This window comes from Arthrospira sp. PCC 9901, assembly GCF_059013425.1.
Map to the genome: position 1 here is coordinate 3,636,346 of NZ_CP102296.1, position 23,722 is coordinate 3,660,067.

The window sequence follows — 23,722 nt, forward strand, 5'->3', positions numbered from 1 at the left end:
TCCTTAACCATAGCATCCTATGATGAGAGAATCCTACGATGATCTTGATATTGCGCCCCTAATTGACCATACTTTATTAAATCAGATGGCTTCTGATGAACAAATCCAAAAGTGTTGTGAAGAAGCGGATCGATATAATTTCGCTTCCGTTTGTATCTTCCCTGGTTTTGTCAAACTGGCGCGGGAACTCCTGCAAAATAAAAGCCCTAAAGTTTGTACGGTAATTGGGTTTCCCTGTGGTGCGAATACTTCCGCCGTGAAACTGTATGAAGCCTTAGAAGCGGTCGAAAATGGGGCGACTGAGTTGGATGTGGTGATTAATTTAAGTTGGTTAAAGTCGGGAAAAACTAATGAGTTGAACCGGGAATTAGCCGAAATTTGCGAGGAAACCGGAGTGGTGGTTAAAGCCATTTTGGAAACAGCCGTTTTGACAGACGCAGAAAAACGTCTGGCCGCGGAATTGGCTATTGATGCGGGGGTTACTTATCTCAAAACTAGCACGGGATATTATGGAGGTGCGACGGTCGAGGATGTTAGGTTACTCAAGCAAGTAGCGCGGTCTCAGGTGGGAATTAAGGCTTCTGGAGGTATTCGCACTTATGATCAGGCGATCGCACTTTGGGAGGCGGGGGCGACCCGTTTAGGTACTTCTGGAGGGGTACATATTATCCGCAACCCGCGCCATCAACTCAACCAAGAAAATCAGGATTAATGAGTCGTACTTATAAAGCTACTGGGATTATTTTAAAGGCGATACCTCTGGGAGAGTCCGATCGCCTATTAACTATTTTAACACCAGAATTTGGTCTGATGCGAGTGGTAGCACCGGGGGCGAGAAAATCGCGATCGCGTCTGGGGGGGACTACGGGTTTATTTGTGGTTAATCAGTGGTTAATTGCCAAAGGGCGATCGCTTGATAAAATTACTCAGGCGGAAATTATCAACTCCCATAGTGGACTCGCTAAAAATTTGGGTAAATTAGCCGCTGGTCAATATTTGGCTGAATTGGTTCTTAGTCAAGCCTTGAGTGAACAACCTCAACCGGAACTCTTTTTGCTATTGTCAGAACATTTAGACCGCCTAGAAGGACTTCCTAATACCTCTACAGAGGAAAATGCGATCGGTATAGTCGCCCGTTTAACTCATGGAATTTTTCACCTCTTAGCTTGGGCGGGAATTGCTCCCCAAGTCCAGTTATGTTGTCTAACTCAACATCCTTTAAACCCTAATTTTAGCGACCCTAATTGGTTGGTAGGGTTCAGTTTAGCGGCTGGGGGTATCATTAATTTAGCCGAATTATCCCGCATTACCAGCCAACATAATGACCATCAATCATCCTCAGTTTCCGAAGCAGGTGGGCGTTATCTAACTGAGGAAATCTCCATCAAAATTGATGCGCGTCTAGCAGCAGAACCCTTGGCAATTCTTCAACATTTAGCCCAATCAGAATTAACTAATCTCTGGAATACCTATCAACCATCAGCTTGGATAACCGTGGAAAAAATACTACGCCGCTATGCTGAATATCAGTTTGCTCGCTCGATTCAATCTGCCTCTTTAATTGACAGTTGGCTATTGAATTGTTCCCCTACTAATTGGTGTCAATAACTAGGACTGATGATTGATTAATCATGGTTTCGGTAGCTGGTCGATTTTGGTTATATTTTGGATAAACGATTCAATCATAATAAAAATGGTTAAAAAGCAGCCTAGCTTATTTGGGATAAGATATTCTAATCGCGATTTCTTACAAAAAAAATCCTGGGGTAAAAATTGTTTTAATTCATCTTTTCCGACAGCTTTATGTTGCTATTTGCATGAGATCAATCTTGAAAATATCTATATTAAAGTAAATTCTAACTTAGAGATTGAGCATACAACTATTGCCACCGAAGATGTTTTTGGTATTAATCCTCAATCGGATCTAGCATTTTATGCTTTTGAATCACAATTTACACCCTATCAACAATATTTAATTGGTACCCTTCCCAGAGTTGATTTAGTTACGCAAACTAACGGACTTTGTTTGCGTGCTATGGAAATTAAACTGACCGCATTACCAGATAATACAACTTGCGAACTACCTGAAAATCAGTACGGATGTGAAATTGTAGTACGACCCGATACTATTGTTTATTTAGCCTGTAGCATAGCCTCTAATCTTCGGCAACAAGGAACTAATATGGCGGAATTACTACAATTAACATTTCCACAGGATTTAGATTGGACAGAACCCCTATCAGTAATTCCTTATGTCTCAACTATGATAGAAGCGATCGATAACTTAATGAGCCACATTGTTTCAGTTCAAAAACCATTTTTAATGCAGCCAATTTGGAAAACTCAGGGAAAGTCTCCCCAATTGTCTACTAACTGTTTAGATGTATTTATTTGGAGTGATATTTCCTTGAGTCGATTATTTATCAATTTGGCTAAACAAGAAATAGAAAACTTTGGTCAAATCATCAAAATTTCCAGATATACACGAACAGTAATTTGGCTATTTAAAATGTTAAGTGATTTTGGCGATCGCGGATTATTTGACTATGTAAGCATTATTGATTCCTGCTCATACAACACCAAAAATGATAAAGCATTTGCAGTCAATGGAAAAATAACTCACGAATATATGAACTCAGAGTCTTGGCGACAACCAAGAATCCCTAAGCAGGAAATCAAAAATATTATTTTAGGAGATGGTCAAAATTTACTGAGTCCCGAAAGAAGGTTTGATGCTATAATATACAACTCACCAGATTTATTTTGACTATAAATTTGTGAACTATGAGAACTATAGATTTGTTTGCTGGATGTGGTGGATTATCTTTGGGATTTGAAAATGCTGGATTTGATATTAAAGCCGCATTCGAGATATGGCAGCCAGCCATTAAAGTTTATCAACGTAACTTCAGACATCCCATTTTTCAAGTTGATTTATCTGAAGAAAGCGTGATACATACTCTGCGAGAGTGTAAACCAGAAGTCATTATTGGTGGTCCCCCATGCCAAGATTTTTCCAGCGCGGGTAAAAGGGATGAAAGTTTAGGACGTGCTAACTTAACTATCAATTTTGCTCGCATTATTGCTTCTATTAAGCCTCGCTTTTTTATGATGGAAAATGTTTCCAGAATCACCAAGAGTCAAACTCTTAAAGTGACTTGGCAAATCTTAAAAAACAGTGGCTATGGTTTGACTGGCTCAGTTTTGGATGCTAGTTATTGTGGGGTTCCACAAGCCAGAAAACGATATTTTCTCATCGGTGAACTAGAAGGAAAAGACAATTTTTTAGAACCTTATTTGTTCAAAAATTATGCCTCTAAGCCGATGACAGTTTTTGATTATCTAGGTTTGAGTTTGGGAATTGAGTATTTTTATCGTCACCCAAGAAGTTATCAAAGGCGAGGAATTTTTAGTATCTATGAACCTAGTCCCACAGTGCGAGGTGTAAATCGACCTATCCCTAAAACTTATCAAAAACATCAAGGCGATGCCTGTGACCTCAATCCCTCTCTACGACCACTAACTACTATGGAAAGAAGTTATATCCAAACCTTTCCTAAGTCTTTCAAATTTGAGGGGAGTAAATCTGACTTGGAACAGATGATTGGCAATGCGGTTCCCGTCAAATTAGCTGAATATGTGGCAGGTTCTCTTCTTAAATATATTGAAGATGGTTATAATCACGTTGGGTCTCACGATTCCTATATACAACTTAGCCTCTTTAATTGACAGTTGGCTATTGAATTGTTCCCCTACTAATTGGTGTCAATAAATTAACGGGAAGTTATATCATAAATGTGGGGGGGGGACAAAATTATGATTAACTTGTCATTAACTATGGTATAATCTTTGCCCGTCTTGAAAATCCTAGTTATTCCGTGCATGGGGTTGACAAAATACTAGATTTATGCAGTGAGGCGATCGCTAAAATCGGCAATTTAGTATCTGATGATACAGTAGATTATGGCGGATCAGTTCTATGTAGGATATCAATTCTCAGGGGCTGCCAGCAGTGGGAATGTTGCTCCCCAATCACTGATTTATGAAAAGGGTGATCTCCGAAGATAATTAATAATGATAACTAAGGAATAGACAATACCCTAATGCAAAACATATTCGGGGGTGGGGTCAAAAGCACCACATTGGCCAAACCCGGCAATGAGTCCTTGTTACTATCATTAGATTTAAAGACAATTGCAGATTATTTTTGAGGAAATGTACATTTGGCGGATTTTTTTGCTAATATTAATTTAGGGACGGGTACTTAAACTTAAACAACAGCTTGATTCAACATAAGTGGAGTATTCACAACTATGCAGTTGGTGAAAATAGTTCACCTGAAAGCCTGGGAGTTTTCTAAGTGATTGCCATATCATCACGTCCGGTTAAACGTAACTGGGTCACAATTAGCTTTGCTTCTACACTCTATCTGGGATCGATTTTGGATTTACTTCTCGCCGAAATCCCCTCGGAGTGCCAAGATGAAATCAGACTAGGACTACAAGAAGCCCTAGTCAATGCTGCCAAACACGGCAATAAGCTAGATCCCAGTAAAACGGTTGTCGTTCGTTTTGCGATCATCAATAATCAGTTCTGGTGGTTGATCTCAGACCAAGGAGGGGGATTTAAAACCCCATCCTGTGGCTGTAGCTTGTCAGCAGTGGAAACTAATGATAACTGCTGGGATGACCCAGAACTACCCCATGATGAACATGAATGCGGACGAGGATTGTATATTCTTGAGCAAATATTCGATCGCGTGGAGTGGAACCCAGATGGAACCGAACTAATCCTAAGTAAAGAAATCCCGGTTCTCTCACAGTCTAGTCGAGGCTGGTAGGGCTATCTGTGGGATATTTGATGAAACAACCCATTTGGGGGATCATTTAGAGCCATGAGTAGGACATGGAGGTGCAGAGATAGACCGATCTAACCAACCGATCGCCTGTTGTAATCTAGGGATAGCCTCAGATGGTTCATCCTTGAGCAAAAAAATCAAAGCCGCGGCCACCTGTTCCCGACCCGAGCATTACGATTAGATTTGAGACGATGCCAGTCCCGTTCAGAAATAGCCAGATGTTCAGCCAGTTTCTGGGCTAGTTGCAAAGTCTCGGCATTATCAATTTTGGTTGAACTAGAATGAGTCATGGTGATTCTATATTTGAAGTTGGGAGCATTTTCTAATCATTATGCCAAGAAATACCTCATCCCAACCAACCCCCAATGATTCTCAACTGAATCGGGACCAAGAGGAAATCGAAGAAGCCCTCGAATCTGCCTCGAAAGCGATCGCCACCATACAAGAGAGGATAGCTCAAATTCAGCGCGATCGCCAACGTCAAGCCGAGCTGAAAAACCGTATTGACCAAGTGATCCCCCAACTCCAGCAGGTCAAATCCCAACAACTCAAGCAAGAATTAAAACAGCTTACCCAGGAACTAGAAGCCGTAGAATTAAACTTAGAAAGCAGCCTGTTTACCTGGGGTAGCCTCAAAGAACCCTTTTGGCAAGCCGTCCGTTTTGGGGGACTAGGGGTAGTAATTGGTTGGCTGCTGAAATCCTGTTCTGGTTAGACATTCAGCATTGATGAACCATAAGATTTTTGAGATCCCCAGGTGCTACAGCCCCATGTTCAGTAATAATTGCCGTAATTAACTCAGCCGGAGTCACATCAAAAGCCGGATTATAAAACTCCACACCTGGGGGACAAATAGCAGTCGAGCCAATTTGATAAACTTCTTTCGGGTCTCTTTCCTCAATAGGGATACCTTCCCCGCTCTGTAATCGAAAGTCTACCGTAGACAGGGGAGCAGCTACAAAAAAGGGGATATTGTGGGCGCGAGCCACCAAAGCCACATTATAAGTGCCAATTTTATTAGCGGTATCTCCATTAGCCGCAATGCGATCGGCACCAACGATCGCCGCATGAATTAACCCCAACTTCATACAGTGAGCCGCCATATTATCCGCAATCAAAGTCACCGGGATCTGATCCTGTACACATTCCCAAGTAGTTAATTTGGCTCCCTGTAGACGGGGGCGAGTTTCATCAGCATAGACCCGCCCCAAGCGTTGCGCCGCCTTACAGGATCGAATGACCCCCAAAGCCGTACCATAACCCGCCGTAGCCAAAGATCCCGTGTTACAGTGAGTCAAAATATTAAGCTGTTCGGGAGTTTTCGGTAAAACCGCCAGTCCGTGATCTCCGATCGCCTGACAAGTATTCAAGTCCTCAGCTTGAATTTGTTGAGCCGCAGCCAATAGCACCTGGGGAATTTCCGACACAGAAACCGAAGTTTCCCTAGCGGTTTTCAGCATTCTTTCAATAGCCCAAAACAAATTTACCGCCGTGGGGCGAGTATTCCCCAAAATCTCAGCCACCCCTTTAAGTTCCGCCAAAAACCCATCGCGATCGCTTTTTTGAATATCCCGCGCCCCCAAATACATACCATAAGCGGCCGCAATACCAATAGCCGGAGCCCCTCGGACAATCATAGTAGCGATCGCCCTAGCCATATCTTCATAGCGCTTAATTTCCACGATCGCATACTCATGACTGAGGCGAGTTTGGTCAATGAGTAAAACTCGATCCTCGTGCCAAATAACCGGATAAACCTTAGTTTCCATAGAGATTGTCACTTTATCATAGGGAACACCAGCGATCATCTGTTGTACACTTCCCATCAAGCCGCCATTGTACCCATTCAGGGATTTAGGGACTACAATTTGATGATTCTGTTTTAAATGATCTTTGTTGAATCAGTCGGAGTTTCATGCTGGATATCAATTTACCCGGTCCCACAAAATCCCCAAACCATAGTACATCGAATCTCAGCCATCCCCGTGATGGTCACATCAATAGAACCCCCGCCGATCAATTCCTCAACCGACATATCGGCCCCAATGACGCTGAAATTCAACAAATGCTGTCAGCGATCGGATACAACAGTATAGAAAGCCTGATTGATAATACCATTCCCCAAGGCATTCGTTTAAACCGCCCCCTGAACCTACCCGCCCCCCTTACCGAACATCAGGCTTTAGCCAAACTCCGCGAAATTGCCAGTAAAAATCAAATTTACCGTTCCTTTATCGGTATGGGTTACTCCGACTGTATCACCCCCCCCGTTATCCAACGGAACATCCTAGAAAATCCGGGATGGTACACCGCATATACTCCCTACCAAGCCGAAATCGCCCAGGGACGCTTGGAAGCCCTACTAAACTTTCAAACACTCGTTATCGACCTAACCGGGCTAGAAATCGCTAACGCCTCCCTTCTTGATGAAGGGACCGCCGCCGCCGAAGCCATGACCATGAGTTATGGAATTAGCAAAGCCAAAGCCCATCACTTTTTTGTCTCCCAAGACTGTCACCCTCAAACCATAGAGGTCCTACAAACTAGGGCTAAACCCCTAGGTATTGAAATCATTATTGGAGATTTCCGCACCTTCGACTTTAGCGATCCAATTTTTGGGGCTTTATTGCAATACCCCGCCACTAATGGCGCAATTTACGACTATCGGGAATTTATCCAAACCGCCCATAACCATAAAGCCATTATTACCATGGCTGCAGATATCCTCAGCCTTACCCTACTGACACCCCCAGGAGAATTAGGCGCTGATATCGCCGTAGGAAGCACCCAGCGCCTCGGTGTTCCCCTAGGTTATGGGGGACCCCACGCGGCTTATTTTGCCACCAGGGAAGCCTTTAAACGCTCCTGTCCTGGTCGTATGGTCGGGGTTTCCATTGATAGCCAGGGTCAACCCGCCCTCCGACTCGCCCTCCAAACCAGAGAACAACATATTCGCCGCGATAAGGCTACCAGTAATATCTGTACCGCCCAGGTTCTGTTAGCTGTCATTGCTAGTATGTATGGGGTGTATCATGGACCACAAGGCTTAAAACAGATTGCTGAGAATATCCACGAGTTAACTATGATGTTGGCTACGGGTTTGCAAAAGTTGGGATATGCGATCGCCAATCATCACTTTTTTGATACCCTACAAGTTGAATTGGGTCATATATCCTCATCAGAAATTATCTCCCTCGCCCAACTCCGCCAGATTAACCTACGACCAATAGCCGATAACTCTATTGGTATCAGCCTAGATGAAACTACCACCACCGCAGATATTATTAATCTGCTGGAAATTTTTGCCCTGGGTAAACCCCTCAACTTTGGCTTAGAAGAACTTGCCATCAAATCCGCCATTCCCCCCCATTTAACTCGCACTTCTGCTTACCTCACTCACCCCGTTTTTAATAGCCATCACTCAGAAACCGAATTATTGCGGTATTTACACCGCTTAGAAAGTCGGGATTTATCCCTGACTACCTCTATGATTCCTCTGGGTTCCTGTACCATGAAACTTAACGCTACCGCCGAGATGATTCCCGTCACTTGGCCGGAGTTTGGTAAGTTGCACCCCTTCGCACCCAAATCTCAAACTCAAGGTTATCAGGTATTGTTTCAACAACTTGAGGAATGGTTGGCAGAAATTACCGGATTTGCTGGCATTTCTCTACAGCCTAATGCAGGTTCTCAAGGGGAATATGCTGGTTTATTAGCAATTCGTGGTTATCATCAAAGCCGAGGAGAAAATCAACGCCATATTTGTCTAATTCCTGAATCTGCACACGGTACTAATCCCGCTAGTGCCGTTATGTGTGGCATGAAAGTTGTACCTGTTAAATGTGACAGCCAGGGTAATATTGATATTGATGATTTGCAGCAAAAAGCTGAACAGCATCAAGACCAACTCGCTGCTTTGATGGTAACTTATCCCTCCACTCATGGCGTGTTTGAAGACGGTATTCGCCATATTTGTGACATCATCCACCGCTGCGGGGGTCAGGTCTATATGGATGGTGCTAATATGAATGCACAGGTAGGGTTATGTCGTCCCGGAGATTTTGGCGCTGATGTCTGCCACCTGAATTTGCACAAAACTTTCTGTATACCCCACGGCGGCGGGGGTCCGGGAATGGGTCCCATTGGGGTGATGCCACACCTATTACCGTTTTTACCCGGTCATTGTGTCGTGGATATGGGGGAAACTTACTCAGGCGGCGCGGTTTCGGCTGCGCCTTGGGGTAGCGCTAGTATTCTGGTCATCTCCTGGATGTATATTGCTATGATGGGGGCTTCTGGCTTGAAAAAAGCTACCGAGGTCGCCATTCTCAATGCTAATTATATGGCGCGTCGTCTACAGGGGGTTTATCCGATTCTCTACAAGGGTAACAATGGTACAGTTGCCCATGAGTGTATTTTGGATCTGCGATCGCTCAAAAAGTCTGCTAATATTGATGTGGATGATATCGCTAAACGACTCATGGATTACGGTTTCCACGCCCCTACTATTTCTTGGCCAGTGGCGGGGACTATGATGGTGGAACCTACAGAAAGTGAGTCCCTCGATGAGTTGGATCGTTTCTGTGCCTCTATGATTGCTATTCGTCAGGAAATTGCTGCCATTGAGTCCGGGGAGTTTGACCGGGAAAATAACCCCCTTAAACAAGCCCCCCACACCGCAGAATCTCTGATTGTGGGTGAGTGGAATCGTCCCTACTCCCGGGAAGTAGCCGCTTATCCCGCCGCTTGGACTCGCGACTATAAATATTGGCCGCCTGTGGGTCGCATTGATAATGCCTTTGGCGATCGCAATTTTGTCTGTTCCTGTGCGCCTATGACCGCTTATCAGGATTAAGCCATAACCCTCTCTCTCCCATTCAGTCATGGGGCTTATCTACCTGATACAGCCCCTGCTTCTGTGTTATTAAATTAAAAGCGATCGAAATTTTACCCTCCGTCTTAACTGATCCTTTACAATGGTTTGTTAATTCTTTACATAATTTTATTGATTTTCCCAGCCATTCACCCTTATGATGTGGTTGACTGCCTCAGCCAAGGGATTCGGTTTTAGCACCGCACTGGCTGCTGGGTGGTTTTTATCGTTTCACCTCCAGCGTGAAATCCCCATGATAGTTTGATTTACTTTTCACTAAACCAGCCATTTTCCTACTATATCCTTCTTTTTAGCAAAATCAAAATTCGCAGTAGTTCAGTGCAACTTAGTTGACCAAAATATGCCGAGGTATTCGTGCTGAGTTTAATTCATTAAGTGTTACAGACAAGTCAGCTCACTGACACTTAACAAAAACTCCATCACAACCATCTATTATCTGGTTTTTCGTACAACTGTAAAAACACGGTACATCTATCATGAACGAAGTTAAGTTATTCAATATATGTATTGACAATATTACCACCGAACAACTCCTAGAAGAACTTGGGAGACGTGGCGGTATTGTTTTCACTCCTAATGTCGATCACTTGATGCGATTGCAGAAAGACAAAGATTTTTACGATATCTATAGTAAGTCGGATTACCGCGTCTGCGATAGTCAGATTGTCTACTATGCTTCTCGGCTTTTAAACCAGCCTATTGCTGAAAAAATATCCGGCTCTGACCTATTTCCCGCCTTCTATAATTACTACCGAGATTGTGAAGCGATTCAGATATTTTTGCTCGGTGCTGCTGAAGGTGTAGCCGCTAGGGCGAAAGTTAAAATCAACGAAAAAGTCGGTCGTGAAATGGTCGTTGACTGCTACTCTCCACCCTTTGGTTTTGAAAAAGACGAGCTGGAATGTCAACGCATTGTCGATCGCATTAATCACTCAAAAGCCTCTGTTCTTGCTGTTGGGGTCGGCGCTCCTAAACAAGAAAAGTGGATTATGAAACATAAGGATAAACTCACCCATGCCAAAATCTTCTTAGCTATTGGCGCGACTATTGATTTTGAAGCAGGAGAAAAACCCCGTTCACCTCAGTGGATAAGTGAAGCAGGTCTGGAGTGGTTACACAGACTCGTATCTGAACCACAGCGCCTCTGGAAGCGCTATCTCATTGAAGATATGCCGTTTTTCATGCTACTCATGCAACAAAAACTTAACCTTTATCATTCCCCCTTTAGCTCTTTGGGAGACATGGCTATCCCTCATTGGCAAATGCCTTTATTGGGACAAATGCTTGAGGATGCAGGTTTATTAGATGCACTCCAGGTGCAACGGGTGCTTCAAATTCAAGAGCAAAGACACAATCTCCGCTTTGGTGAAATTGTCACAGATTTGGGTTGGCTACGTCAAGAAACTGTGGACTTTTTTGCCGAGCAGCTACCTCAAATTGGGGGGAGTCAACAAAGGCAACCTTTGGGTTATTACCTCAAACAGGCTATGCTTTTGGATGATCAACAAATTAACTTGATTTTGCTTGAACAACAGCAAAAACATCTCAGGTTTGGCGAACTTGCCGTCCAGAAAAAATGGCTCAAGCAACAAACTGTTGATTCTATTTTGTCCTATCTCACCCGCCCACAGACCGAAATGCTGCTTTGAATCTACCCCAATGTTAAGTTTTGTAACGAAAAGTTAAGAAATGTTACAAAAAATTTCTTCTGCGGGAGGGGGGTTGCGTTTCGCGGGAGCTTGTGGTATAATTTTATATAATGGGAATAGTGATAATTTTAAATTTGTTGCAAAGATTCCGATTATATAACTTACTACCTTAATAGTATCATGAGTTCCCAGGACTTGTCAACCCTCGACGCTAAATTACGAGGGCCATTTTTTAAAATTGATGAAAAAATCAACTTAGAATTTTCTTTTTCTATGGTAGCGATCGCCTTGGGTTAAGGTATGGTATGTATGCAGGTCAATGCTGAGAAAATGGTTTATATTCGCCGACGGGGACACTCCTATAAAAAAAATCGGATTATGGGTAATGTAAAGCCTCTGCCAAGGTTACGGTATGATCGGCTGTTATTGCTAATGATAGTAACGATCGCTTTGGGGTGGGGTATGCTGTCGATAGTCAGGTCCCTAGTGTTGAAACTCTCAACCGCCAAAGTAGATCAAATCTCATCAACAGAACCAATAAAAACCGGGTATAATGTGCAGTCAGCACCCAACTGGGATAGTAAAGCACAACTACAGGCGATCGTCAATGAAACAGTAGCGATCGCCAAAAACAAAGGATTCCCCACCGAAGCACTGTCGATCACCTTAGTAGATGTTAGCGATTCCGGCAAGCACTACAAAGCTGGATACAACAACCAAATTTTAAGGTTTCCCGCCAGCGTTGCCAAACTATTTTGGTTAGTCGGCTTTTTTGATCAAGTTGAACGTGGGTCAATTAGGGATGAATCTAAATTTCATGACCACCTCAACCAAATGATTCGCATTTCCGATAATCAATCAGCCAGTGAAATTGTAGATGCTATTACCCAAAGCACTTCCGGGGAAGCCTTAACCGGAAAAGACTTAACAACCTGGCTAAACCAACGGAGTCAGATTAACAAATTCTTTGAACAAGCGGGTTATGCTGGAATTATTCTCAGCATGAAAAATTATCCCATCGACAACTCACAAGAAACACCCACAGGTAGAGATCTGCAATTAAAGCAAACTCGAGACCTAGTTAATGGAAACCAGATCACCACAGACCAGGCGGCGCGGCTAATGTATGAAATTTACACCCAGCAAGCCGTTTCTCCCATAGCCAGCACCAAAATGGCTTACCTTCTCACCCGAGATCTAAATTCCGAGACTTGGGATGAAAGCGATCGCCACTTTATCGAAGGATTTTTAGGTCAATCATTACCCACAGACATTTATTTTGGTTCCAAAGTTGGTTATACCAGCCACTCACGCCAAGAAGTGATTTTTGTAAGAACCCTAGATGATCAGACCATTTATATTCTGGCAATTTTCGCCAATGATCCCGCCTACTCTCAAGATCAAGACATCTTTCCTCAAATGTCCCGCCACATTTTCGATCGCCTCAATAGAGCCTCCCAAAACCTGACCCCCAAAGAAGTCAGCGTTTTTAACTCCACCACCGAACCCAGTCAACTAAAAAAACCCTCCCTGAATTAGGGGAGGGTCCTGTTCGCATTCAGAGAATTACTTAACTTCCACTTTAGCGCCAGCTTCTTCTAGTTGTTTCTTAATGCTTTCCGCATCTTCTTTGGTGGTAGCTTCCTTAATAGCTTTAGGAGCACTTTCTACCAAGTCTTTAGCTTCCTTCAGACCCAAACCGGTAATGCTACGAACTACTTTCAGAACCGCGATTTTCTTATCAGCGGGGAACTCACTCAGAATCACATCAAACTCAGTTTTTTCTTCTTCCGCCGCCGCTTCCGCACCAGGAGCCGCCATACCAGGAGCAGCCATCATCATCATACCGCCGCCAGCAGAAGCCGAAGCATCAACGCCAAAAGCCTCCTCAATTTGCTTAACCAACTCAGATGCTTCTAACAGGCTCAAAGATTTGAGTTGTTCTAAAATTTGATCAGTTTTTTCAGACATGGGTTAACCCTCAACAAGTAATAAATAACAAACAATTGAAAAGCGATTTAAGCCGCCTGGGAATCGTCTTTTTCGGATACAGCCTTGATAGCGCGCACCAGAGAAGCCGGAACCTCTTTGATACCAACCGCCAGCTTCGTGGGAACTGCATTGACTCCAACCGCCACCTTGGTAGGAATAGAGTTGATCGCTCCCGCGATACGAGCCATGAGTTCTTCCTTGGTGGGAAGTTCTGTAATAGCTTTGATGTCATCAGGACTCAAAGCCCGACCTTCCATCACCCCGCCGCGTAGCTCAGTTTTTTTGCTTTCCTTTTGAAAAGCCTGATACGCTTTAATCGCAGTACCAAAATCGTCTTGAATGAAGATAAACGCTGAACTACCGTTGAGGAATTTCTCCATCGGTTTCCAGTTTTCATCCCCTTCAACCGCTTTCTGCATCAAGGTGTTTTTCGTGACTTTGCAGACACTACCCGTTTCCCGAAGGCGGTTCCGCAAGTCAGTAATTTGGGAAACAGACAGCCCAGTGTAGTCAATCACCAAAGTCAGTTGAGCGGAGCTTAACTGCTTCTGGATATCTACAACAATGTTTTCCTTTTGGGCTAAGGTTCTTCCCATTCCTGTTGAACCTCCGTATTTGATGAACGCCCAATCCCTAATGGGTCAAACAGAAGACAAATTGGCATTAAAAAACCCGGAACTCACCAAGCCGGGTAAAGGAATAAAAATTATCCGTTAGAACTCAAGGCATAATTAGCCTTTAATTCACCGTTAAAATCTTTAATACCTTAACCTCGGCAGGATATTAAGCCAGTTGCGCCTGCTGTCTTCGGTTATCAGATCTTTAGAATTATAAGTGGGCTACAGTGCTTAATTGCACAATTAAACATTATTACACTATTCGTGTATGTTGTCAAGCAAAAAGTTATTTTCGGGGAAATCAGCAGCAGGGAGCAGGGATGAGTATATTTGAGTACCAACCCTCCTCCCTGTCCACTTCTCGCCCGGAGTTTCTGTAGCCTACAGATTCCCTTTCCCTATGCAGCTTCCGCGATTTTCAGATCCCGCAAAGCATTGATATCTAACTGAATCGCTGGACCCATAGTGCTACAGACATAAACACTCCGCCAATAGCGACCCTTAGCCCCAGAGGGACGGTTACGGTCAATACATTCTTGTAACGCCGACAGGTTAACCAGCAGGTCTTCCGCTGAGAAAGATACCTTTCCAAACATCACGTGGACAATCCCGGTGCGATCGCTCCGAAACTCCAGTTTTCCTGCCTTAAATTCAGCGATCGCCTGAGTTAAATCCATAGTCACCGTACCACCCTTCGGGGAAGGCATCAAACCCTTTGGACCCAACAAACGACCCAACTTAGCCACCTGGGGCATCATATCCGGTGTAGCGATTAACTTGTCAAAATCCAGCATTCCTTTCTGAATTTCTGCGATCAGATCATCTGACCCCACCAAGTCCGCCCCGGCGCTTTGGGCTTCAGCCACCTTATCACCTTTAGCCAGAACAGCCACCCGCACCTCTTGTCCCGTTCCTTTCGGCAGTGTCACCGTTGTTCTCAGTTGCTGATCCGTATATTTCGGGTCAATACCAAGACGAATGTGGGCTTCTACCGACTCCGAGAACTTAGCCGTTGCCGTTTCCTTGAGTAGTTGCAGGCCCTCTAGGGGTTCATAAAGTCTATCTTCAACCTTTTGTTGAAGTTCTTTTAATCGACGCGATACTTTTTTTGGCATGATTTCCTCCTGGGGTCAATAACGAAGTTAAACTTCTCCCCCAATATGTCAATTCAACAATTGGGTTGGCTCAAATTTTTTTCTTAGCTACCTAAATTAATCCGCGACAGCAATACCCATATTACGGGCTGTCCCTTCCACAATTTTCATGGCAGCTTCCAAATCATTCGCATTCAGGTCCGGCATTTTCACCTCTGCGATTTCTCGCAACTGGCTGCGGTTAATTGTTCCCACTCGAACCCGGTTCGGTTCACCTGAACCTTTTTCAATTCCGGCCGCTTTCTTAATCAGCACTGACGCTGGCGGAGTTTTGAGGACAAAAGTAAAACTTCGATCTTCATAAACCGAAATCTCTACCGGAATCACCAAACCCACCTTATCCGCAGTTTTGGCGTTATACTCCTTGCAAAACATCATGATGTTCACCCCATGCTGACCCAAAGCTGGGCCGATGGGGGGAGCCGGGTTTGCTTTTCCCGCGTTAATTGCTAACTTGATAACTGCTACAACTTTCTTTGCCATTTGTTAGCCCTGCTTTTCAACCTGATTGAACTCCAATTCCACTGGCGTGTCTCGTCCAAAAATCGACAGTAAGGCCTTGAGCTTATTACGTTCCGGGCTCACTTCAATGACATCCCCTTCAAAGTCTTTGAACGGGCCAGATAGCACCAGGATATGATCCCCACTCGCCATCTCTACCTTCACAACAGCTTCCTGTTGCTGGGTTTGTCTGAAAATCCGATCAACTTCTGATGGACTTAATGGCAGGGGTTTAACATGGCCCCGCCCTCGCCCGGAGTGACGTTTCTGCTCTGCCCCGACAAAGTTAATCACATGAGGGGTATTTTTGACAACCTGCCAAGCCTCATCGTCAACATCCCACTGGTTTAACTCATTATTCCAGTTGAGTTTCATCTGGATTAACACATAGCCCGGAAATACTTTTTCCTGACTATGCTGGCGACTGCCATCCTTACGGAGTTTAATCGCCTGAGTCTGGGGAATCTCCACTTTGAGAATCCGGTCAGCCACATCCAGAGTTTGAACCCGTTGGTCTAAGTTCAGTTTCACCCGCTTTTCGCAGCCAGATGCTACCTGAACAGCATACCAGCGGACTTGTCCTGGCGCATATTCTGGCTCACTGTCTATTTCAGACATTACATTGAGTTGTTCTGACTCATCTGATCCAAAAGTCATCCAAATACCTGCCCCGACGACCAACGAAAGAAGTTATCTATTAAATAGATTAGTGTTGCTGAAAGCATTACCATTAACAAGACTCCCGCCGATTCACTCAGCAGTTGCTGGCGAGTCGGCCAGACCACCTTATCTAGCTCTTCCTTGGTTTCTTTCAAAAAACCACCAACACTAAACCCCTTCGGGACTTCCTGAATCCCTGCTTCTTCTTTCTTTGACACAGCTTTCCCCCTCGTGATTTTTAACTTAACAGTCGATTTTAACAACTGCGGCACGCTGGCTCAAACTACTTATTGTAACATCCTCAGTGCCATACTGAAACATTGCCCTAATACTTTTTGAGTTTTAGTTAATTGATGTCGCCCGCTTTCATTAGCAAAAACCAGGTTAACAACAACTTAACCTGGTTCACTTTTGCTTAGTTAACGCGCCCTGAAGGACTTGAACCCTCGACATCAGGTTTTGGAGACCTGCGTTCTACCAACTGAACTAAGGACGCACCCTGCATGGGGCTTTTATGCCATAACCGTTTGCTAGTATAGCACGGTGTCTTGATAGATGCAAGTGCTTTTTGTGGAAATTTGAAGTTTTTGTCGGAAACCTTCACCGGAAGGGACTTACAGAGGACGATCAAAACGCTGAGGAACTCGCGTCGCTTTCCCAACGCGATCGCGAAGATAGTACAATTTAGCCCGACGGACTTTCCCTCTCATGATTACCTTAATACTAGCAATCCGGGGTGAGTGGAGCAAGAACACCCGTTCTACCCCAACCCCCTGGAAAATACGACGGACGGTGATAGTTTCGTTGATACCACCATTACGCATAGCGATTACCGTCCCTTGATAGGGCTGAATCCTTTCCTTTCCACCTTCAGTGATTCTCACACCTACTTTCACCGTATCTCCTACATAGATTTTAGGGATACTCTCTTTTTGGACGTTGGTTTTGATACTCTCGATCTCTTCTTGCTCAATGGCGCGGATAATTTCCTGGGCTTGCATGGCAATCGTTTAAAACTCACAATCTCTCATTATGACATCCTTTGGTCATTTTTTCAACCCAACCGACAAGGATTTTCCCGGATCACATCAACCCCTACCCCCTACACCATGAAATTAACCCTAGGGAAGGGACAAGGCTGGACTTGTCTCTATACCTATCTGGCATGACTCGGAGGAATTTCAAGCCGCTTGAGGAGATTTGAGGAGGGGAAAACCCAGACCTTCTCGCTGTTCCAAATAACAGTGAGCCACCCGACGCGCCAGATTCCGAATTCTGCCAATATATCTAGTACGTTCAGTCACCGCAATTACCCCCCTAGCATCTAATAGATTGAAACTGTGGGAACACTTGAGGACGTAATCTAAACTCGGTAAAACTAAACCTTGATCAATCAACTGTTCCGCTTCCTGTTCATACAACGAGAATAAATTAAACAGTAACTCCGGGTTAGATGCTTCAAAATTGTAGGTACATTGTTCTATTTCCCCCTGTAGATGAATATCACCATAGTTAATCTCATCAGTCCAAGCAATTTTGACAATAGCATCTACATTTTGCAAATACATCGCCAGCCTTTCTAATCCATAGGTGATTTCAATACAAACCGGACGACAATCAATTCCTCCACATTGTTGGAAGTAGGTAAACTGAGTAATTTCCATACCATCTAACCACACTTCCCAACCTACACCCCAAGCACCTAAAGTGGGTGACTCCCAGTTATCCTCGACAAACCTAATATCATGGTCTTCGGGATTGATTCCTAGTACCCGCAAAGAGTCTAAATAAATCTCTTGGATATTGTTGGGAGAAGGCTTGATTAGTACCTGATATTGATAATAATGTTGAAAGCGGTTAGGGTTCTCCCCATAACGTCCATCTGTAGGGCGGCGACAGGGTTCTATATACGCCACAGACCACGGTTCTGGACCGATCGCCCGTAGAAATGTATGATGGCTCATGGTTCCTGCCCCTTTTTCGGTATCATAGGGTTGGGCAATTAAACAACCGCGATCGCTCCAAAATTGGTTCAGGGTGGCAATAACTGATTGAAAGTTCACTGGTAAATTATTGATAACTAAGGTGTCCCCCACAATTGTATCAAATATCATCCTCATTATTTCACCCTTCCCAACTTCCCACAACTGTCCCTCGACTATTGCTGCTTTGATGATAAGATGAGTCTGGCAACAATTATGGAGAGATAAAATTATGGCTGCTACACATTACTTGTCGGTTTGGAAAGGCTGTAAAATGCTGTGGCTGGCGGGATTATTAGCAACTTTTGCGAGTCCGGCTCCTGGTCAAATAAACCCTGGTTTTTCTGAAGATATCATCCTGGCTCAGAATACTAGCAGCGATATAGTATGGCGCAGGCTAAATCAACAGGAAACCCGTGATACTATTGATGCCATACTTGGTAGCCCCATGGGTATCGCTGGATTAAATCAATTGGCGATCGAAGGCTTTATTGGCTTTGATTGTGGCAAAAGTTATTATCAGGATGTTGACGGTTTTCGCTGGCTACTTCAGGTTAATTGTCGGACACCCAGAGGGGTTTCTACTGCTGTGGCTTATGATGAAATTCGGGTGATTTTTAACTCTTTTGAAGGCAGAATTGAGTCCTTTACTACTGAGCGACATGGCGGCGATTTGCCTACGGATGCGCTCCGTTTGGATTGAATAATTGTATTATTTGAATTAGTGGCTAATACTATTAATAAATAAGCCGCAAATTGCTATATAACCCTCGTAAAACCCTCGGATGATACTATAGCTATCCTCGATGATGTGTGGTCAGACCAGCTAGATGCAAAGCCTGGGATACCCTCGGCGATTAACCCGGTTTCTCTTTTTGGCTAGTTTATTAATTTCTACTCAATAGGCGTATCTTAGGTAACACTAAATTTGGCAAAAATGGGCGGACTTAGTTAAGTTTAGCTAATGTATAGCTGGGGATAGTTTTGATTTTCGTAAGTTTGTTAAGAATTGAGAGTAACTGATATGCCAGAAAAATCCTGCCCCTGTTTTCCTGTGATCGCTAACCTGAGTACAGGTATAGGGAGAGTCTCGAAGAGGGTGGTTTGATGAGATTGATAGTCTTAGGTTTAGTGTGGTTTGGTTTATTGTCAGTGATGATAGTACCAGTGTCAGAGGCGGCGATATGTCGAATGATCGATAATCACCAGATATGTATAATTAGCCTTAAACGCAGCGCCAAATATCATTGGGAATATAGGGCGAAACTGAGTATTGACGGGGTAGCACAGGGAGAGTGGATTTATAATTGTCGCGATCGCCTCCGGGTAGATTCAGATGGAAAACAGGCGAAATTTGAACCCAACAGTTTTGGGAAGTATCTTTGTCGGACAGTTAACTATTGACACTCCCCGGCGTGAACGCACGGGGATTCTTTGTTCTACGACACGACTTGCTGATGCAGGATTTCTCCAACAACAGTAGAGGACTTGTCTCCCAAAGCGTTGCTCGGCACACCGAAAGTTCCGGTATGCCCTACCGTACTCAATCCTCGACTCCGAATATTTCTAGCTGCGTTTTCATCCCTATCCATTGAGCAACCACACTTACAAACGTGCGCGGATTGTGGATAGCGTTTTCTTCACAATTGCACCGCAGTTAGAGCATTCTTGGCTAGTGTATTGCGGATTTACCGCAACCGTTACGTTATGGTCGAAAGGGAAGTCACCTTCCCCAACTCCAATTCAAAACCGTGCTTGATATTTTCACATCACACGGCTCCTGATGTGGATACCCTATTGTCAGTAGGAACAAGGTTACGACCCCTCGCTTTATGACTTCAACTTTTGGAGCTTTATGCAACACGTAGTCTTTAAACTCGCTTTCGCCACTATACTCCTATTTATTGCAGTCTCTATATCCACACCGTGACTAGTGGGCATATCCTAACCATTACAGTTAGGCATTAGCTTTCAGTCACATCCTTTCCCCTTAAAGGTATACGTTTACACTTTTCACTACTCTACAAGATTTACTTGCCGAGAACCTAAAAGGGGTTTAAACGTTCCGTTTATACGGGCATTCCATCTTTTAGATTTGTCCTGTCCACCGGGGTACTTTAAAGGTCTGTGCACAACTTTCGTTGTTTCTGGGTAGTGAAAGAACCCCCCACTTTTCCCCTTATTCTTTTGAACGCAGCGTATCAACCTATTTCGCTACTAAGTGTTGACGATGGTTCAAGCCGGACATTCGGTTTCCCTAATCATGGATGGTTGGCAGTGGTCGCTTTTGGTAGTAGGTTCTACTTCACGCCTTCCGTTCCCCGCTTCAGTCCCAGGGTTGTGTATCCTCAAACTGGGGGTGGCTATCGCCGTTACTCTTTCCCATAATCGCCCCAAGTGGGTTTAATACTCCTCCTAGGTATACCTGGACGGTGAATTGCGATTTCTTAAAATGGGATTGACCTTGAGTCTCCTGCCTTGCTTGGTGTCAGCCCCAAGCGTTGGAACATATAAACAGTTAAGGGGTGGTTGAATCCCCTCTAGGAGGTTATTTCGGGCATCGCAGCCCTATTTCACTCCTAAACGTCTCGCACTCTTTCAAATACTTTAGCAAAGTATTCAAGCCAGACACGGAATTGATACCAAGAAGCGTCGTTGATAAACTTAGCTAAACAATGATTCTGCACCATATTTTTAATTCTCAAATCTTCGTAGGCTATCAAGTCGTTTGACTGAACTACGCACCTTGCCAACTTCACAGCATGGTCTTTACGTTGCCTACTTATTTGGAGATAGTGTTTACCTAGAATCTGTCTAGCTTTGCCTCTGTTTTTTGAACCTTTAACCTTCTTCGATACGCGACGGTGACTACGTTTTAAGAGACGTTCGCCTTTTCTCAGGAATTTAGGATTTTCAACGGTGACTCCGTTTGAATCGGTGTAATACTCTTTCAGTCCAACGTCTAAGCCAATGGTATTGCCTGTCGGCGCTGTGTTTTCTTTCCTGTCAACGTTAATACAGAATTGAACGTACACACCATCAGCACGTTTCACCAGTCTGACCCGTTTGAGCTGGCTGACTTGGTAAAAGTGTAAATCGCGTGTACCTTTGATTTTGAGTTTACCAATTCCTTTTTTATCTGTGAAAGTTATTGATTTTCTGTCGTCTGCAAGTTTCCAGCCGCTTGATTTATATTCAACTGAGCGACAATCTTTCTGAAACTTCGGATATTCCTTTTTACCGGGAATCTTCTTCTTGCAGTTTTCATAGAATCGAGAGATAGCTGACCAAGCTCTTTCCGCACTGGCTTGTCTCCCTTGAGAATTGAGTTCGTCGGCAAATGGAAAAGTTGCTGTCAGCACCGCACAGTATTTGTTCAAATCGTACTTATTCTTTTGAGGATTATCCATCCAATAGCGCCAACAGCTATTGCGGACCAACTGTGCTGTACGAATTGCCTCAGCTACTGCAATGAACTGACTTGGTTTTCCGTAGGTTTTGAACTCAAAAACTAGCATGGCTTTACCTCCTATCTTAGGCTAACGCCATCAGCACAAAATATTCGATATTGCCACACAAATTTACAATTCAAGCCGTCCTAGAAGGACGGGGTTTGAGACCCAGTTTCTTGATAACCTCTTGTCTAAATTCCCCCCAGGCTTCGATAGCATCAGGATTAGAAGTGACACCTCGGCGCATTAAAAGCAAGCCATTATGGAAATGCAAAATACCATATTCTTGAGTAGAAGTCAAGCGATCGGTAGTTTCGACGATCGCACGTAAAGCATCACGATCGCCACTAAAAGCGACCTGATAGCGTTGAAGTTGCCACAAATCAGCAATAATATAATCCATAGCCACCAACTGACCCTGATCATTGATTAATTGATACAGAGGGAAGCGTAAAACCTCGCGGCGACTGGACAGATGAGGAATTAAATAAGTAGTCCCCGCCACACTAGCATCTGGGGGAATTTGGGCTAAAAGCGATCGCATATTTTGAGACCTTGGCCATTGTTCAGCCAAAGAAACATAAACCCAAGGTTGAATGGAATCAGGGATTAAAAAATACAGAGTTCGATTGGGATTAGAAGTTACCGTAAATATCAAAGACAGACAGATACAAGCTACCCAAAAACGTCGGAATTTGGGAGAAGGCAACTCAGCTTCGGGGGATTTTTCTTGTTGTTTAGACCACCACAAAATACTACCATAAAACAATCCGGGAACTACGGTCATAGCGTAGCGAATTGTAATAGCCAAAACGGACATTCCCTGAGCGGAAAATAACTTTAATAAAGGAAAGCCTGCAATCATCCAAGAACCGGGAGCGATCGCGGGAATGAAAGCCAAAGGCAACCATTGACCGAAAAGATATGTAACAGTACGACCAAAGGGAGTAAATAACTGCTGAATAAACCGCAAGGGATTACTGACCATTCCCCAAATAATTTGTAAAGTGGAGGCTTCATCTCCCTCGGCGTATTGACCAAACCGTTCCATCATGAAACGCTGGGAGATATCCGCCGAAAACAAGGGCATAATCAGATTAGTTAAAACCAGCATATAACCGAAACTGAGAACACAGACAATCAAGCCACGGCGGGGGAATCTGTGGCTGAGAATCATATAAACTCCCACCCCAAATAAAACCACGCCCGCATCTTCTCGCACGCCTAAAATTAAAACGGAAAATATCCAGAATAACCACCACCAACCCTTCTCCATAGCCAAGAGAAGGGTAAACACAAATAAAGGAATTTGGCTGACATCGTGGAAATTAGCTAAAGTGGGACCGATAACGGCATTAGCGCCATAAAAACTAACTACAATTAAGGCAGATAGAGGCGGTTCTAAATATTGTCTGGCTAGGAGGTAAAGAACTAAACCCGCAGCGGTGACCAAAGTTACCTGTAACACGCTGAGGGTGACAGGAGAGGGAAAGATTGCGTACAGGGGTAGCCATAGCAGCAAAGCGGGGGTAAAGTGTTGTCCGAGGCGGTGATAGGAAACGTCGGGGAACTGGCCTTGGTGGACAACATTAGTAGACAGGGCGGAAGATAGGGAACTCTGAAAAAAACGGCCGTGGATACCATTCCAGAAGACTTGGTTAAAAATGCCCTGATCATAGGAAGCATAAAAGGTGAAGTAGCGGTGCAGTAACAAAACCATACAGATGCCAAAAAATGCGATCGCACTACCTAGCAACAGTTTCAGGGACGGGTTTTTATGCCAGTTGACCAAGATAACCACTCCATCTTAATTAGCTCAAATGATTAATATCTCATATTTAGGGCAGGTAGGGGTCAACTTGATTAGCCATGATGTCAAATCACAGGCTAGAATCTAAAGCAGATATTAAATTGAGTCAACAAGTAAGCGCTAGTATCATCCTCTAGCCCTTCATATTCCAGC

21 protein-coding genes, 1 tRNA gene, 3 pseudogenes and 1 other annotated feature are annotated in these 23,722 nt (G+C 44.0%); of the genes and pseudogenes, 11 read left to right on the forward strand and 14 right to left on the reverse strand.

Translation table 11 applies throughout. The features are described from left to right. The first annotated feature begins 19 nt into the window (after positions 1 to 19). The 5 genes from deoC (at position 20) to NLZ44_RS15975 (ending at position 4,840) form a co-directional block, all read left to right on the forward strand. Entirely contained in the window at positions 20 to 712 is a 693-nt protein-coding gene (gene deoC / locus NLZ44_RS15955; protein WP_008056169.1) for a deoxyribose-phosphate aldolase, read from the forward strand. Continuing rightward, a complete protein-coding gene (recO, locus tag NLZ44_RS15960; RefSeq protein ID WP_493750441.1) occupies positions 712 to 1,608 on the forward strand; it encodes a DNA repair protein RecO in 897 nt (298 codons plus the stop codon). The genes deoC and recO overlap by 1 nt, the downstream gene beginning before the upstream one ends. Positions 1,609 to 1,693: 85 nt before the next feature. Next, positions 1,694 to 2,767, forward strand: a complete 1,074-nt coding sequence (locus tag NLZ44_RS15965) for a HindVP family restriction endonuclease (RefSeq protein WP_493750442.1) — start codon at positions 1,694 to 1,696, stop codon at positions 2,765 to 2,767. 17 nt (positions 2,768 to 2,784) lie between these two features. Beyond that, complete coding sequence (locus NLZ44_RS15970) at positions 2,785 to 3,729, forward strand: DNA cytosine methyltransferase (protein ID WP_008056173.1); 945 nt, start codon at positions 2,785 to 2,787, stop codon at positions 3,727 to 3,729. A gap of 631 nt (positions 3,730 to 4,360) precedes the next feature. Next, on the forward strand, positions 4,361 to 4,840 hold the full coding sequence (locus NLZ44_RS15975) for an ATP-binding protein (protein ID WP_493750443.1): 480 nt from the start codon (positions 4,361 to 4,363) through the stop codon (positions 4,838 to 4,840). 42 nt (positions 4,841 to 4,882) lie between these two features. Here the strand turns inward: NLZ44_RS15975 and NLZ44_RS15980 are convergent. Continuing rightward, positions 4,883 to 5,148 (reverse strand): annotated as a pseudogene (locus NLZ44_RS15980) (DUF6439 family protein). 41 nt (positions 5,149 to 5,189) lie between these two features. Here NLZ44_RS15980 and NLZ44_RS15985 point away from each other — a divergent pair. Beyond that, on the forward strand, positions 5,190 to 5,573 hold the full coding sequence (locus tag NLZ44_RS15985) for a sll0565 family protein (RefSeq protein WP_493750444.1): 384 nt from the start codon (positions 5,190 to 5,192) through the stop codon (positions 5,571 to 5,573). Positions 5,574 to 5,577: 4 nt separating this feature from the next. Here the strand turns inward: NLZ44_RS15985 and mtnA are convergent, their stop codons facing one another. Beyond that, positions 5,578 to 6,684 carry an S-methyl-5-thioribose-1-phosphate isomerase gene (gene mtnA / locus NLZ44_RS15990; RefSeq protein WP_008056181.1) on the reverse strand — a complete coding sequence of 369 codons (1,107 nt, stop codon included), beginning with the start codon at positions 6,682 to 6,684 and terminating at the stop codon, positions 5,578 to 5,580. An 89-nt stretch (positions 6,685 to 6,773) separates the two neighbouring features. Between mtnA and gcvP the strand changes: the two genes are divergently transcribed. The 3 genes from gcvP (at position 6,774) to NLZ44_RS16005 (ending at position 12,940) form a co-directional block, all read left to right on the forward strand. Beyond that, the gene (gene gcvP / locus NLZ44_RS15995; RefSeq protein WP_493750445.1) at positions 6,774 to 9,713 is read left to right on the forward strand and encodes an aminomethyl-transferring glycine dehydrogenase; all 2,940 of its coding nucleotides are present in this window, start codon (positions 6,774 to 6,776) and stop codon (positions 9,711 to 9,713) included. Between the two features lie 515 nt (positions 9,714 to 10,228). Beyond that, a complete protein-coding gene (locus NLZ44_RS16000; RefSeq protein ID WP_493750446.1) occupies positions 10,229 to 11,401 on the forward strand; it encodes a WecB/TagA/CpsF family glycosyltransferase in 1,173 nt (390 codons plus the stop codon). Between the two features lie 555 nt (positions 11,402 to 11,956). Further along, positions 11,957 to 12,940 carry a serine hydrolase gene (locus tag NLZ44_RS16005; RefSeq protein ID WP_493750447.1) on the forward strand — a complete coding sequence of 328 codons (984 nt, stop codon included), beginning with the start codon at positions 11,957 to 11,959 and terminating at the stop codon, positions 12,938 to 12,940. A gap of 27 nt (positions 12,941 to 12,967) precedes the next feature. On the opposite strand, the gene rplL is transcribed toward NLZ44_RS16005, so the two are convergent. The 9 genes from rplL to glyQ form a co-directional block, all read right to left on the reverse strand. Next, positions 12,968 to 13,372, reverse strand: a complete 405-nt coding sequence (gene rplL / locus NLZ44_RS16010) for a 50S ribosomal protein L7/L12 (protein ID WP_493750448.1) — start codon at positions 13,370 to 13,372, stop codon at positions 12,968 to 12,970. 47 nt (positions 13,373 to 13,419) lie between these two features. After that, positions 13,420 to 13,989: a 50S ribosomal protein L10 gene (gene rplJ / locus NLZ44_RS16015; RefSeq protein WP_493750449.1), complete on the reverse strand. Its 570-nt coding sequence runs from the start codon at positions 13,987 to 13,989 to the stop codon at positions 13,420 to 13,422. Between the two features lie 60 nt (positions 13,990 to 14,049). Further along, positions 14,050 to 14,222 (reverse strand) — a sequence feature (ribosomal protein L10 leader region). A 186-nt stretch (positions 14,223 to 14,408) separates the two neighbouring features. Next, on the reverse strand, positions 14,409 to 15,125 hold the full coding sequence (rplA, locus tag NLZ44_RS16020; RefSeq protein ID WP_111892340.1) for a 50S ribosomal protein L1: 717 nt from the start codon (positions 15,123 to 15,125) through the stop codon (positions 14,409 to 14,411). Between the two features lie 96 nt (positions 15,126 to 15,221). Beyond that, positions 15,222 to 15,647 (reverse strand): 50S ribosomal protein L11, encoded by a 426-nt coding sequence (gene rplK / locus NLZ44_RS16025; RefSeq protein ID WP_006622643.1) that lies wholly within the window; start codon positions 15,645 to 15,647, stop codon positions 15,222 to 15,224. A gap of 3 nt (positions 15,648 to 15,650) precedes the next feature. Beyond that, positions 15,651 to 16,322, reverse strand: coding sequence for a transcription termination/antitermination protein NusG (gene nusG, locus NLZ44_RS16030; protein WP_493750450.1), 672 nt, complete (start codon positions 16,320 to 16,322; stop codon positions 15,651 to 15,653). Beyond that, the gene (gene secE / locus NLZ44_RS16035; protein ID WP_006622645.1) at positions 16,319 to 16,543 is read right to left on the reverse strand and encodes a preprotein translocase subunit SecE; all 225 of its coding nucleotides are present in this window, start codon (positions 16,541 to 16,543) and stop codon (positions 16,319 to 16,321) included. Before secE ends, nusG begins: the two co-directional genes overlap by 4 nt. Before the next feature lie 205 nt (positions 16,544 to 16,748). Further along, a tRNA-Trp gene (locus NLZ44_RS16040) sits at positions 16,749 to 16,821 on the reverse strand. A gap of 118 nt (positions 16,822 to 16,939) precedes the next feature. Beyond that, positions 16,940 to 17,326 (reverse strand): 50S ribosomal protein L19, encoded by a 387-nt coding sequence (gene rplS / locus NLZ44_RS16045; RefSeq protein ID WP_493750451.1) that lies wholly within the window; start codon positions 17,324 to 17,326, stop codon positions 16,940 to 16,942. A gap of 180 nt (positions 17,327 to 17,506) precedes the next feature. After that, positions 17,507 to 18,388, reverse strand: coding sequence for a glycine--tRNA ligase subunit alpha (glyQ, locus tag NLZ44_RS16050; protein ID WP_111891064.1), 882 nt, complete (start codon positions 18,386 to 18,388; stop codon positions 17,507 to 17,509). 151 nt (positions 18,389 to 18,539) lie between these two features. Here glyQ and NLZ44_RS16055 point away from each other — a divergent pair, with 151 nt between their 5' ends. Then, the gene (locus NLZ44_RS16055) at positions 18,540 to 19,010 is read left to right on the forward strand and encodes a hypothetical protein (protein WP_493750452.1); all 471 of its coding nucleotides are present in this window, start codon (positions 18,540 to 18,542) and stop codon (positions 19,008 to 19,010) included. A 452-nt stretch (positions 19,011 to 19,462) separates the two neighbouring features. Beyond that, complete coding sequence (locus NLZ44_RS16060) at positions 19,463 to 19,711, forward strand: hypothetical protein (RefSeq protein WP_493750453.1); 249 nt, start codon at positions 19,463 to 19,465, stop codon at positions 19,709 to 19,711. Between the two features lie 35 nt (positions 19,712 to 19,746). Here NLZ44_RS16060 and NLZ44_RS16065 read toward each other — a convergent pair. The 3 genes and pseudogenes from NLZ44_RS16065 to NLZ44_RS16075 all read right to left on the reverse strand — a co-directional run. Further along, positions 19,747 to 20,011 (reverse strand): annotated as a pseudogene (locus NLZ44_RS16065) (zinc ribbon domain-containing protein); the annotation flags it as partial. Positions 20,012 to 20,898: 887 nt separating this feature from the next. Next, positions 20,899 to 21,825 (reverse strand): annotated as a pseudogene (locus tag NLZ44_RS16070) (RNA-guided endonuclease InsQ/TnpB family protein); the annotation flags it as partial. A gap of 70 nt (positions 21,826 to 21,895) precedes the next feature. Continuing rightward, entirely contained in the window at positions 21,896 to 23,554 is a 1,659-nt protein-coding gene (locus tag NLZ44_RS16075) for a DUF2079 domain-containing protein (RefSeq protein WP_493753015.1), read from the reverse strand. Between the last annotated feature and the right edge of the window lie 168 nt (positions 23,555 to 23,722).

Coding starts and splice junctions, on each gene's coding strand:
- deoC (WP_008056169.1), top strand. CDS start 20: ATGATGAGAGAATCCTACGATGATCTTGATATTGCGCCCCTAATTGAC.
- recO (WP_493750441.1), top strand. CDS start 712: ATGAGTCGTACTTATAAAGCTACTGGGATTATTTTAAAGGCGATACCT.
- NLZ44_RS15965 (WP_493750442.1), top strand. CDS start 1,694: ATGGTTAAAAAGCAGCCTAGCTTATTTGGGATAAGATATTCTAATCGC.
- NLZ44_RS15970 (WP_008056173.1), top strand. CDS start 2,785: ATGAGAACTATAGATTTGTTTGCTGGATGTGGTGGATTATCTTTGGGA.
- NLZ44_RS15985 (WP_493750444.1), top strand. CDS start 5,190: ATGCCAAGAAATACCTCATCCCAACCAACCCCCAATGATTCTCAACTG.
- mtnA (WP_008056181.1), bottom strand. CDS start 6,684: ATGGGAAGTGTACAACAGATGATCGCTGGTGTTCCCTATGATAAAGTG.
- gcvP (WP_493750445.1), top strand. CDS start 6,774: ATGCTGGATATCAATTTACCCGGTCCCACAAAATCCCCAAACCATAGT.
- NLZ44_RS16000 (WP_493750446.1), top strand. CDS start 10,229: ATGAACGAAGTTAAGTTATTCAATATATGTATTGACAATATTACCACC.
- rplL (WP_493750448.1), bottom strand. CDS start 13,372: ATGTCTGAAAAAACTGATCAAATTTTAGAACAACTCAAATCTTTGAGC.
- rplJ (WP_493750449.1), bottom strand. CDS start 13,989: ATGGGAAGAACCTTAGCCCAAAAGGAAAACATTGTTGTAGATATCCAG.
- rplA (WP_111892340.1), bottom strand. CDS start 15,125: ATGCCAAAAAAAGTATCGCGTCGATTAAAAGAACTTCAACAAAAGGTT.
- rplK (WP_006622643.1), bottom strand. CDS start 15,647: ATGGCAAAGAAAGTTGTAGCAGTTATCAAGTTAGCAATTAACGCGGGA.
- nusG (WP_493750450.1), bottom strand. CDS start 16,322: ATGACTTTTGGATCAGATGAGTCAGAACAACTCAATGTAATGTCTGAA.
- rplS (WP_493750451.1), bottom strand. CDS start 17,326: ATGCAAGCCCAGGAAATTATCCGCGCCATTGAGCAAGAAGAGATCGAG.
- NLZ44_RS16055 (WP_493750452.1), top strand. CDS start 18,540: ATGGCTGCTACACATTACTTGTCGGTTTGGAAAGGCTGTAAAATGCTG.
- NLZ44_RS16060 (WP_493750453.1), top strand. CDS start 19,463: ATGATAGTACCAGTGTCAGAGGCGGCGATATGTCGAATGATCGATAAT.